Origin of the sequence: Niallia sp. 01092 (assembly GCF_052318935.1) — a bacterium.
GTDB lineage: Bacteria > Bacillota > Bacilli > Bacillales > Cytobacillaceae > Niallia.
Genome location: NZ_JBQRKO010000005.1, coordinates 80,454 through 92,644, shown reverse-complemented (window position 1 = coordinate 92,644; position 12,191 = coordinate 80,454). Strand labels below are relative to the sequence as shown.

The window sequence follows — 12,191 nt, the reverse complement described above, 5'->3', positions numbered from 1 at the left end:
AAATCCGAGTAAATAAAAGTATGTACTTCTTATAAGCATATCCAGATTTACTAATATTTAAGCCTGGAAAAATTAGAAGTATAGATGGTTCCTGTACATAATAGGATAAAAAGAATATGGGTATTACTTATACTATGTTCCATCTTACTAATATAAAACTAAGGCACGATTGATTCGCGCCTTAGTTTTTTTTACTTACTTCTATTATGCAACAGTTTTACTGTTTTCCACAAGAAAATCGATTGCTTTTCTCACTTTTAAATCTGTTTTTAAGTTTTCAGTGCCGCCAAGTGCTTGTGTAATCGCATCTACAGACATTTTGTACATTTCTGCCATTTTGTCTAGCTCAGCTATCACTTCTTCTTCTGATACTTCAAAGTTTTCAGCTTGAACGATTGCTTCTAATGTTAAGTTCACACGAACACGTTTTTGAGCATCTTCTTTCATTTGCTCTTGAAGCGCTTCTTTATCTTGACCTGAGAATTGGAAGTATAACTCAAGGTTCATTCCTTGCATTTGAAGACGTTGTTCAAACTCGTTCATCATGCGGTCAATTTCTGTTTTAACCATTGCTTCAGGAATGTCAACTGTAGCATTTTCAGCAGCTTTTTCTACTACTGTATCACGTACTGCATGTTCTGCTTGATGTTTTTTCTCATTTTCTAGACGTGTTTTAATTTTTTCTTTTAATGCGTCTAAAGTTTCTGCTTCTTCATCTACATCTTTAGCAAATTCATCATCTAATTCAGGAAGTTCTTTTCCTTTAATTTCATGAATTGTTACTTTAAATGTAGCTGGTTTTCCAGCTAATTCAGCTGCATGATATTCTTCTGGGAATGAAACTTCGATTTCTTTCACATCACCAGTAGCCATACCAACTACTTGATCTTCAAATCCTGGAATAAATTGGCCAGAACCTAATTCAAGAGAGAAGTTTTCAGCAGTTCCGCCTTCGAAAGCAACTCCGTCTTGGAATCCTTCAAAATCCATTACTACTGTATCGCCTAATTCAGCAGCTCCTTCTTCCTTCACTACTAATTCTGCTTGTTTTTCTTGTAGTGCTTTAATTTCAGCATCTACATCCTCTTCTGTTACTTCTGTGTTTACTGCTTCAACTTCAAGACCTTTGTACTCGCCTAAAGTTACTTCTGGTTTTACAACAACAGTAGCTTTGAAAATAAGCGCTTTTCCTTTTTCAATTTGCTCAACATCGATTTCAGGATGATCTACTGGTTCAATGCCAGTTTCTTCAACTGCACCAGCATATGCTTCTGGTAATAAGATATCGATAGCATCTTGGTAAAGAGATTCTACCCCAAAACGTTGTTCGAACATTCCACGCGGAATTTTCCCTTTACGGAATCCAGGAATATTTACTTGTTTTACTACTTTTTTGAACGCTTCATTTAAACCTTCGTTTACCTTTTCAGCATCTACTTCAATTGTTAAGACACCACGGTTCCCTTCTAAAACTTCCCATTTAGCTGACATACTATGTTTCCCTCCAACAATCTATTCTACTTTTAATTACTTCCAACTTTTGTTTAGATTCTGCTTTATATTATTTTGTAAAAATCATACCTACATGTTTAGTGATATGCCTATTATCATCATAAATAATAGAAAAAGCAGCCATCTATCAGTCAAAATATTTTTAGCATTTTCTAAATGCAACCATTACATTATATCATAGGTTCTAGTTGTTTCAACATTCTAGCCTAAATATTAGGGTAAGAAATTTCCTCTAAGCTCTTTATAAAGGTTTTTGCTTCTTCTATATCCGCTTCATTTACACCATAAAGACTGCTATATGAAGCTATTCCCTTTTCTTGTCCATAGTACTCTTCCATAACAAAATGGTAAGCAGCAGCCCATGCCTTATTTGAAAATCGCTCTAACTTAAAAGGATATAATTGGAAAAATTGACGTTCTAGCAGCGCTTTAATATTTTCTAGCAGCACAGGGTCTTCATGCTCTAAATTTCCTTTTAATATATGATTAATTTCTTCAAATTGGGGTTGTGACTGCAAATCTTCGAGCATGATTGGAATAACGTTTATTGTTCTATTAAATTTATGAACCGTTAATTCTTTATCATATTCCTGTTCTTTTAATATGTTTAACAGCAACGTTTTTAAAAATGGACTTCCGTCTTCTGATAAAAGATACACTTTTATCTCATCCATATAGGAACGGATATTTTGATTGGCCAATTTTGCAATAAGCATCATTTGTTCATTTTCGTCTTTTATGGATGATAAGTCTAATTTTTCTTCTATTGCATGTTTGCTTCTTGTTACATGTTCATTTGCTTGATCGTTCTCACTCAATGCCATCCGTCTGCTAAAATCAAGCATTTTTGAAAAATGCTCTATTTTATTTGCTGGAATTTGATGATCTTCCAACAACACTTCAATCGTTGTCACAATCTCTGCATATTCATGCAGTTGAACAAGAATCATCAAATATAAATCAAGTACATGGATATAATCACCTAAACCCTGATCCAGCATATTTTTGGCCATAGCTTTTGCTTCATGCAACGACCCTAATTCATAATAAGAAACAATTAAACCAATTTGTATTTCGCTATTTTCAGCATTTAGCTCCAATGCTTCTTTTAAGAAAGAAATAGCTTTATGATAATTTTTTTCTTGAATTGCTTCCAAACCTTTTTCTAATAACCGCTGATCTAAATCGGGGAAAAATACGATATTATCTTTCTTTTTCAAATCCCGCTTTTTCATTTACTTACCGCCTAATGTTTCTATTTTTTAGGCTCTGTTAAACTTGCCTGTTGATTGCAGCGAGAGGCGTTCGCTTTCCGCGGGCGGTCCGGGAGCCTCCTCAGCGCTGTGCGCCTGTGGGGTCTCCATCTGACTCGCTTTTCCCGCAGGAGTCTCACGCCTAGAACGAAGATCAACATAGTGCCAAAATCAACAATCAGAGCCATTTTTTTAGAAAAGCGCAGGCGCCTTGTCCAGCCCCGAAGATAAATGTTCTCTTGGCTCAAAAAGTGTTTTTTATTTTTAGAGACAAGAGGTTATCTTTCACAGGGGCTAGGCGTCGGAGCTAGACACTCGTCTAATGTGAAACTTTTATACTTTCTTACCTTATCAAAAAGACAGCAAATTAAAGCTTCTAATTGATTGTCTTTTTTTAAACACTCATTTTTAGCTAGTTTAGCATTTTTTTTCCCTTTCATGCAAGAAACCATACAATCGCAAATCGTTCTAGTTTATAAATGAGCTGAACGAAAAAGAGTCTGCCCAAAGGACAAACTCTTATCTCACTTATACGGAAACTTTAGATGAACGATTTTCGTATGCGCTAATTGCGTCGTCATACTGTAATGTTATTTCAATCTCATCCCAGCCATTGACAAGCATTTTTTTCCAATAAGGATGGATAGAAAAATTTTCTTTAAACCCTTTTTCATCTTCAATTGTCTCTTCTTCTAAATCAACATGTAATGAATACGGCTGGTTTTTTGCTGCATTCAACAAATATTCGACCTTTTTGCTATCCAAACGAATAGGAAGCATGCCGTTTTTCAAACAGTTTTGGTAAAAGATATCTGCAAAAGATGGTGCAATTACTACTTGGAATCCATAATCCTGCAACGCCCAAGGAGCGTGTTCACGAGAAGAACCGCATCCGAAGTTTTCATTTGCAATAAGAATAGATGCACCTTGATTTTCAGGGTAATTTAATTCAAAATCAGGATTTGGTTCCCCATCCTTTTTATAGCGCCAATCATAAAAAGCAAATCGGCCAAAGCCTGTTTTTTCGATACGTTTTAAAAATTGTTTTGGAATAATTTGATCCGTATCAACATTGACACGATCCATCGCTGCTGCCTTTCCAACCAACTTAGTAAATCCGCTCATTTTTCCCCCTCCTTGCTATTTTATTCCTTTGATCTATACTAATTCGATTACTTGCTCTTTTCTCACATCAACAAAGCGGCCATTTAGAGCGGCTGCTGCTGCCATAGCTGGGCTTACTAAATGTGTTCTTGCTCCAGCACCTTGTCTGCCTTCAAAATTACGGTTTGATGTTGACGCACAGTGTTCTCCGCTTGGAACAATATCATTATTCATGCTTAGGCACATGCTGCAGCCTGCATCTCTCCACTCGAATCCAGCTTCTGTAAAGAGTTTATTTAACCCTTCTTCTTCTGCTTGTTTTTTTACTTTTTGTGATCCTGGAACAACTAATGCACGAACGCCTTCTTGAACTTTACGTCCATTAATGATGCTTGCTGCTTGTCGCAAATCTTCTATTCGGGAATTAGTACAAGACCCGATAAACACATGTTGAATTTTAATATCTGTTATAGACTGGCCCTCTTTTAAATCCATATATTGCAGGGCGCTTTGCAATGCACGGCGATCTGTTTCTTCTTTATAATCAGAAGAAGCTGGGATCTGTTCGTCCACTTTTGCAGTCATAGAAGGATTTGTTCCCCAGCTAACCATTGGTGCAATATCATTTCCGTCAATTTCAATCACTTTGTCATACTCAGCATCGTTGTCAGAAACAAGTTCCTGCCACTCTTTTACTGCTGCATCAAAGTTCTCTGGTGCGTATTTTCTGCCTTTTAAATAGTTGAAAGTTGTTTCATCCGGATTAACAAGACCAGCTCTTGCTCCACCTTCAATCGACATATTACAAATCGTCATTCTTTCTTCCATAGAAAGGTTTTTAATTACTTCCCCAGTATATTCAATCACATAGCCTGTTCCGAAGTTAACCCCATATTTAGAAAGGACATAAAGGATAACATCCTTTGCTGTAACTCCTTTTGCAAGCTTGCCGTTTACATCCACTTTTAACGTTTTTGGTTTTGTTTGCCAAAGTGTTTGTGTTGCAAGAACATGCTCCACCTCACTAGTACCAATTCCAAAAGCAAGTGCTCCAAACGCTCCATGTGTTGATGTATGACTGTCTCCACAAACAATTGTTTTTCCAGGTTGTGTTAAACCAAGTTCCGGACCAATTACATGAACAATTCCTTGGTCGGGACTTTCAAGATTTGCTAACGGCACATTAAACTCCAAACAGTTTTTTTCTAACGTCGTCATTTGATTTAATGCGACTTCATCATCTATTTGAAAACGATTAAGAGTAGGAACATTATGATCCATTGTTGCAAACGTACGATCAGGTCTTCTCACTTTACGATTTTTCATTCTTAAACCGGAAAAAGCTTGAGGAGATGTTACTTCATGCACAAGATGAAGATCAATATATAGCAAATCTGGTTTACCTTCTTCTTTATAGACAGTATTCTTTTCCCATATTTTTTCAATAATTGATTTTCCCACCATCATCCCTCACTTTCTTCATTATCTTATTGCATATTCTATACTATATAATAAAATCCTTTTATTCTGCCATTATAAAATATTGGTTTTATCTATTTATTATTGCACTCATTAAGCTTTTAATTTGTCTGCTACTTGAGATAAGATTACTTTTTTCACTTCTTCTACCATTTCAGTTGTAGAAACAACTTTTGTATTTGGTGAAATAATATCCTTTGTACGGAATCCATTATTTAATACTTGATTTACCGCATGTTCAATTAAATCTGCTTCTTCTTCCAATTGGAACGATACACGTAAAAGCATCGCAGCAGATAAAATAGTTGCAAGTGGGTTAGCAATATTTTGTCCAGCGATATCTGGTGCAGAACCGTGAATAGGTTCATATAAAAATGGACCTTCTTCGGAAATGCTAGCAGATGGAAGCATTCCTAATGAACCAGTCAGCACAGATGCTTCATCACTTAATATATCTCCAAACATATTTTCTGTCACAACGACATCAAATTGTTTTGGATTTCTTATCAGCTGCATCGCTGCATTATCCACTAACATATGCTCTAATGTAACATCCGGGTATTTTTCTGCGATTTCGTTTGCACATTCGCGCCATAATCTACTTGACTCAAGTACATTTGCTTTATCTACTGATGTCACTCTTTTATCCCGTGTACTTGCTAACTGAAATGCTTTTTCAATTACTCTTGTGATTTCTTCTTTGCTGTATACTAATGTATCAACAGCACCAGGTTTTCCGTCAACCGTTGTTCTTTCACTCGGTTTTCCGAAGTAAATTCCACCAGTAAGTTCTCTTACCATAAGCAAGTCGACACCTTCAATGATCTCCTTACGTAATGGAGAAGAATCTGCTAAGCTTGCATAATAAGTAGTAGGTCTTAAGTTTGCAAAAAGATTTAATTCTTTTCTTATTTTCAAAAGCCCTTGCTCTGGACGAAGAGGAACCGGCAGTGTTTCCCATTTTGGTCCACCAACCGCTCCTAAAAGAACCGCATCACTTTCTTTGCATAGTTCAATTGTTGCATCCGGCAACGGACTTCCATCTATATCAACAGCACTTCCACCGATGTTTCCAAATTTAAAGTCAAATTGATGTTCAAAATTTTCTTCGATCACTCGTAAAATCTCAATGGCACCTTGTACGATTTCTGGTCCAATGCCATCACCAGGTAATACAGCGATTTTCTTTTTCATTACTTTTCGCCCTTTCCATAAAAGTGTGTGTTCAAAAAGGTAACAAATGAGAAGCAATCCAACGAAGAGAATCGTCGCTATCTTTCGATGACTTTTTGAACATCCACTAAAAGTGAAACTACCATCTGTAAAGCTGTTTTCTTCACAGATGGGTAGTTGTACAAATCAGGTTTACGGGCAATTAACTTCCCATCCTCAATCGAATGATGATACTGCCTGTTAATCTGATAAAGAACTAGTTATTTACAATTTCAACTGTTTGTTCTTTTGCTAATATCACTCTATTAATTGCATTTAAGTATGCTTTTGCAGAAGCAACCAACACGTCTTGGTCAAGTCCTCGCCCGTTCGATTCTGTGTTTTCATAACGAACTTGTACAAACACATGCGCTAATGCGTCTCTTCCGCCGCCTAATGATTGGATTCGGTAATCCAACAGCTTAGAATCACCATTTATCGCCTTTTCCAATGTATTATAAAGTGCTTCCACACTACCCGAACCAGTGCCAGTTTGTTCAATTAATTCATTTTTGGCACCTGAAAGCTTAATAGAAGCTACTGCTGAATTTTCTTCATCATGATTAACCTTAACATCTACAAGCTCATAATATTTTTCTTCTTTAGACAGCTTCTTTTCTAACACAATGGCGATAATATCTTCATCTGTTATTTCTTTTTTGTGATCAGTCAATTCTTTAAATGCGATAAATAATTCCTTTACATCACTATCGTCTACTTTTAATCCTAATTCAGCAAGACGAGTTTTAAAAGCATGACTGCCTGAGTGTTTACCTAATACCATGTTGTTATTTGACTCGTAGCCAACCAATTCAGGTGAAATAATTTCATAAGTCGATTTTTCCTTTAACACACCATCTTGATGAATTCCTGATTCATGAGCAAAAGCGTTGCGTCCAACAATTGCTTTGTTGCCTGGAACAACCATACCTGTCAGCTCGCTAACAAGGCTGCTAGTTCTGCTGATTTCTTTTAAGTTGATTCTAGTATTCTTTTTATAGTGGTCATTGCGAATATGAAGCGCAACTGCGATTTCTTCAAGGGACGCATTTCCTGCTCTTTCCCCAATGCCGTTAATCGTACATTCCACTTGTGTTGCACCATGTTCAATCGCTGCCAATGAATTAGCTGTTGCCATTCCTAAGTCATCATGACAATGCGTTGAGAAAGAAACTTTATCAAAAGATGGAACATTTGCTTTTAAATACTTAAAAATCTCACTATACTCATATGGATTTATGTATCCAACGGTATCTGGAATATTAATTACATTAGCACCTGCTTGAATTACTTCTTCAATAATTTCCGCTAAAAATGGAAGCTCTGTTCTACATGCATCTTCCGCACTCCATTGGATAATCGGAAATTTTTGCCCAGCATATTTAACAGCTGCTACCGCTCTTTCCACTACTTGTTCTTTTGACATTTTCAATTTATATTGACGGTGGATAGGAGAAGTTGCAATAAACACATGAAGTCTTGGTTCTGCTCCATCTTTTAACGCTTCCCATGCTGCATCAATGTCAGATTGCACTGCTCTTGCAAGCCCTGTAACAGAACAATTTTTAACCGTCTGTGCAATTTTTTGCACAGACGTAAAGTCTCCTTTAGAAGCGGCAGGAAAACCTGCTTCAATAATATCGACATTTAATCTTTCTAATTGTTCGGCAATTAATATTTTTTCAGCAAGATTTAGATTTACTCCTGGTGATTGTTCTCCATCTCTTAATGTTGTATCAAAAATCTTAATTTTGGACACTACCTACCACTTCTTTCTTTTTAGAGCTTCTTACAAATGGCATCATTGCACGTAGTTCTTTACCAACTTTTTCAATTAAATGTTCACTTTCTCTGTTGTTGATTGCAGTAAATTCTGGTCTATTTGCTTGGTTTTCTAAAATCCAGCCTTTAGCAAATTTTCCTTCTTGAATATCTGTTAATACTGCTTTCATTGCTTTTTTCGTATCTTCTGTTACGATTCTTGGTCCAGTAACAAAGTCGCCCCATTGTGCAGTATCAGAAATAGAATATCTCATTCCAGCCATTCCATCTTCATACATTAAATCAACGATTAATTTTAATTCGTGTAAACACTCAAAGTATGCAAGCTCTGGTTGATATCCAGCTTCTACTAATGTTTCGAAACCAGCTTTTACAAGTGCAGTTAATCCACCACAAAGAACAGCTTGTTCACCAAATAAATCTGTTTCTGTTTCTTCTTTAAAAGTCGTTTCTAATGCACCTGCACGTAAAGAACCGATTGCTTTTGCATAAGCTAATGCTAATTCTTTTGCTTCACCTGTAACATCTTGGTAGATAGCGAATAATGCTGGTACACCTGCTTCTTGCTCATATGTTCTGCGCACTAAATGTCCTGGACCTTTTGGAGCTACTAATAATACGTCACAAGCTTCTGGTGCAACGATTTGGTTAAAGTGAATGTTGAATCCATGCGCAAACATTAATGGTTGGTTTGTAAGATTTGGTTTAATTTCTTCATTATAAACTTTTGTTTGTAGCTCATCTGGTAAAAGAATCATTACGATATCTGCTTTTGCAGTTGCTTCTCCAACAGGATATACGTTAAAGCCATCTTCTACTGCTTTGTCCCAAGACTTACCTTGTCTTAAACCAATGATTACATTTACGCCGCTGTCTTTCATATTTAAAGCATGTGCATGTCCTTGTGAACCATATCCAATTACTGCTACAGTTTTTCCTTCTAAGAATCCTAAGTTTGCGTCTCCGTTATAATACATTTTAGCCATTTTTTATTCTCCCTTTCGAATGTAAGTTAATTTTTTTATTTTAATAAATTGCTTAAACGATTGAAAAAGTATTTTTAGAATTTACGCTTTTTTGCGAGCCGCGAGGAAAGGCGGTTGTGCCCGTTCTCGCCAATTCTTTAATACCGTATGGTCGAAGCAATTCAATAAATGCTTCCACTTTTGTTGATTCACCTGTAATTTGAATAACAATGCTTTCTTTGCTGACATCAATTACTGATGCTCTAAAAGGTTCAATTAACGAGTACAGTTCATGTCTAGTTTGTGGTGTAGCCAGCACTTTGATTAATGCCAGTTCACGTGCAACAATGGACTGATCGGTAATATCCACTACTTTTAAAATATCCACTTGTTTATTCAATTGTTTTGTAATTTGTTCCACTACACTTTCATTATCTACATGAACAACACAAGTGATTCTGGAAATTCCTTCATTCTCTGTATGACCTACAGATATGCTTTCAATATTATAATTTCTTTTAGAAAACAAGTTAGTAATGCGATTGAGCACACCAGATTTATTTAAAACAGTTAAACTAATTATTTTCTTCATGGCTTCATCCCTACCATTTCATGTAAACCTTTGCCAGGTGCGATCATTGGATACACATTTTCATTAGGATCGATGCGGAATTCAAGTAAAACTGGCTCTCTTACGTTGAGTACTTCGTCAAGAATCGATTCCGCCTCTTCTTCTGAAGTAATTTGATAACCTTTTATGCCGTATGCATCTGCAAGTTTAACAAAGGATGGCTGTACAGATTCTTTACTATGAGAGAAACGGGAATCATAAAAGATTTCTTGCCACTGTCTTACCATTCCTAAGGCCTGATTATTAAGGATGATTATTTTAATAGGTAAGTTTAATTCTTTAATCAGCCCTAACTCTTGGCTGCACATTTGGAATCCACCATCACCGCTTATCGCTAAAACCGTTGCATCTGGATCTGCTAATTGAGCTCCAATACTAGAAGGCAACCCGAATCCCATTGTCCCAAGGCCTCCAGATGTAACCCATCTGTTCGCTTCCTTGAACTGATAATATTGTGCTGTCCACATTTGATGCTGGCCAACGTCTGTTGTGACAATCGCGTTTCCTTCTGTTTTTTCATGCAATAGTTCTAACACTTTTTGCGGTTTTAACAAATCAGAATTTTCATAATAATAAGGATACTCTTTTTTCCAACCTTCTATTTTCTCCAACCATTCATTATGTTCTGGTTTTTTACCATCTTGTTTAATCAATTCCACTAAAGCTTCTTTTGCATCTGCTACAACTGGAATTTTCGTTGGAATAATTTTACCAATTTCTGCAGGATCAATATCAATATGTGCTTTAATTGCATTCGGTGCAAAATGTGCTAAATTTCCAGTTAATCGATCATCAAATCTTGCGCCGACATTAATTAGCAAATCACATTCATATAAAGCCATATTAGCTGCATAAATACCGTGCATACCTCCCATTCCAACAAATAAATTATTGTCAGCTGGGAATCCTCCTAAGCCTAACAATGTATGCACCACTGGAATTTGCTGCTGTTCTGCATATTGTTTTAATTCTTTATTTGCTTTTGCAAAAATTACACCTGCACCTGCTAAAATAACAGGTTTTTTCGCTGCACTTACTGCTTCGGTTAATTTGCGAATTTGCAAATAATTTGGTTGTGTAGTCGGTTGGTAGCCTGGCAAATCAATTTCCTGCTCTTCCGGCACTTCTGTAATGGTTGCCGCAATGTCTTTCGGAATATCGATTAATACTGGACCAGGTCTTCCGCTTGTTGCGATATAAAAGGCTTCTTTTACAATTTTCGGAATTTCTTCCAAGCTTCTAATTTGACAATTATATTTAGTTATCGGCGTAGTAATCCCTAATATATCTGCTTCTTGAAATGCATCTGTTCCAATAACGCCTGTTGCAACTTGCCCTGTAAAAACAACCAATGGCAATGAATCCATCATCGCATCTGCAAGTCCTGTTACTATATTTGTAGCACCAGGCCCACTTGTCGCTATGACAACACCAGGTTTACCCGAAATTCTTGCATAACCCTCAGCAGCATGTATGCCTCCTTGTTCATGACGCGGCAATACATGAAATATTTTAGAATCATAAATTTTATCGTAGATCGGCAGTACTGCACCACCTGGATAACCAAAAATAAATTCTACATTTTCCTTTTCCAATGCTTGCAACAAGAGATCTGAACCAGTTAACGGTTTTGCATTAGCCTTTGTTTTGTCAAAGGCAGTTTCCTGTAACATTTTGTTTAACCCCCTTATAAAAAGTAATTTAGTTAAGGAATCTTGTAGTATGACTAAATTAAAGACTATTGTTCATAAAAAAAGCCTTTTCACCTCCATTGTTTACTAATAATTTTTTTAGTAGACAAAGGGGTGAAAAGGCTTCTTTCCACGGTACCACCCTCATTCATACACATTATTCATGTATGCACTCAGTGAACAGTTCTGTTCTAGTGTTTGGTAACGAGTGGGTATCACTCGGTTAGCTCTAGTCGAAATATCTTTCAAGCTAACACTCAAAGGCGAGTTCATTTCAATTGACTTCACCGGCTCTCAGCACCACCGGCTCTCTGTGGAATCCCAAATTTGAAACTACTTATCCTTATCATCGTATTTTCAATATCTTTAAAATCATCGTTTTCATCTGTTTTTTATTATGCGTCAAAAACATTCTGTTATTCATATACAAAAGCTAATCTCGTTGTTATTTTCTGTATTGCTTTCGATGAAGTTATCTTACGCCGAAATGAAACAAGAGTCAACAGTATTTTTGAGAATTGTTAGATAATTAAAGCTATATCCCACTCTTAGAAACCGTTTA

At 36.3% G+C, this 12,191-nt stretch carries 9 protein-coding genes and 1 other annotated feature; all 9 genes read right to left on the bottom strand.

Annotated features, from left to right (window positions below; all coding sequences use genetic code 11):
- Nucleotides 1-204 precede the first annotated feature (204 nt).
- Nucleotides 205-1,491, bottom strand: a complete 1,287-nt coding sequence (gene tig / locus ACTXGU_RS06600; protein WP_443480701.1) for a trigger factor — start codon at nucleotides 1,489-1,491, stop codon at nucleotides 205-207.
- A 227-nt stretch (nucleotides 1,492-1,718) separates the two neighbouring features.
- Entirely contained in the window at nucleotides 1,719-2,747 is a 1,029-nt protein-coding gene (locus ACTXGU_RS06595; RefSeq protein ID WP_443480700.1) for a tetratricopeptide repeat protein, read from the bottom strand.
- 546 nt (nucleotides 2,748-3,293) lie between these two features.
- Entirely contained in the window at nucleotides 3,294-3,890 is a 597-nt protein-coding gene (gene leuD / locus ACTXGU_RS06590; protein ID WP_443480699.1) for a 3-isopropylmalate dehydratase small subunit, read from the bottom strand.
- Nucleotides 3,891-3,923: 33 nt separating this feature from the next.
- Nucleotides 3,924-5,333, bottom strand: a complete 1,410-nt coding sequence (gene leuC / locus ACTXGU_RS06585) for a 3-isopropylmalate dehydratase large subunit (RefSeq protein WP_443480806.1) — start codon at nucleotides 5,331-5,333, stop codon at nucleotides 3,924-3,926.
- Nucleotides 5,334-5,441: 108 nt separating this feature from the next.
- A complete protein-coding gene (gene leuB, locus ACTXGU_RS06580; RefSeq protein ID WP_443480698.1) occupies nucleotides 5,442-6,542 on the bottom strand; it encodes a 3-isopropylmalate dehydrogenase in 1,101 nt (366 codons plus the stop codon).
- A 235-nt stretch (nucleotides 6,543-6,777) separates the two neighbouring features.
- Nucleotides 6,778-8,319 carry a 2-isopropylmalate synthase gene (locus tag ACTXGU_RS06575; protein ID WP_443480697.1) on the bottom strand — a complete coding sequence of 514 codons (1,542 nt, stop codon included), beginning with the start codon at nucleotides 8,317-8,319 and terminating at the stop codon, nucleotides 6,778-6,780.
- Entirely contained in the window at nucleotides 8,306-9,328 is a 1,023-nt protein-coding gene (gene ilvC / locus ACTXGU_RS06570; protein WP_443480696.1) for a ketol-acid reductoisomerase, read from the bottom strand. The genes ACTXGU_RS06575 and ilvC overlap by 14 nt, the downstream gene beginning before the upstream one ends.
- Before the next feature lie 52 nt (nucleotides 9,329-9,380).
- Nucleotides 9,381-9,899: an acetolactate synthase small subunit gene (gene ilvN / locus ACTXGU_RS06565; RefSeq protein WP_443480695.1), complete on the bottom strand. Its 519-nt coding sequence runs from the start codon at nucleotides 9,897-9,899 to the stop codon at nucleotides 9,381-9,383.
- Nucleotides 9,896-11,611 (bottom strand): acetolactate synthase large subunit, encoded by a 1,716-nt coding sequence (ilvB, locus tag ACTXGU_RS06560; RefSeq protein WP_443480694.1) that lies wholly within the window; start codon nucleotides 11,609-11,611, stop codon nucleotides 9,896-9,898. The genes ilvN and ilvB overlap by 4 nt, the downstream gene beginning before the upstream one ends.
- A gap of 125 nt (nucleotides 11,612-11,736) precedes the next feature.
- Nucleotides 11,737-11,988, bottom strand: a binding site (T-box leader).
- Nucleotides 11,989-12,191: the final 203 nt, after the last annotated feature.

Coding starts and splice junctions, on each gene's coding strand:
- ilvC (WP_443480696.1), bottom strand. CDS start 9,328: ATGGCTAAAATGTATTATAACGGAGACGCAAACTTAGGATTCTTAGAA.
- ilvN (WP_443480695.1), bottom strand. CDS start 9,899: ATGAAGAAAATAATTAGTTTAACTGTTTTAAATAAATCTGGTGTGCTC.
- leuB (WP_443480698.1), bottom strand. CDS start 6,542: ATGAAAAAGAAAATCGCTGTATTACCTGGTGATGGCATTGGACCAGAA.
- ilvB (WP_443480694.1), bottom strand. CDS start 11,611: ATGTTACAGGAAACTGCCTTTGACAAAACAAAGGCTAATGCAAAACCG.
- tig (WP_443480701.1), bottom strand. CDS start 1,491: ATGTCAGCTAAATGGGAAGTTTTAGAAGGGAACCGTGGTGTCTTAACA.
- ACTXGU_RS06595 (WP_443480700.1), bottom strand. CDS start 2,747: ATGAAAAAGCGGGATTTGAAAAAGAAAGATAATATCGTATTTTTCCCC.
- leuC (WP_443480806.1), bottom strand. CDS start 5,333: ATGGTGGGAAAATCAATTATTGAAAAAATATGGGAAAAGAATACTGTC.
- leuD (WP_443480699.1), bottom strand. CDS start 3,890: ATGAGCGGATTTACTAAGTTGGTTGGAAAGGCAGCAGCGATGGATCGT.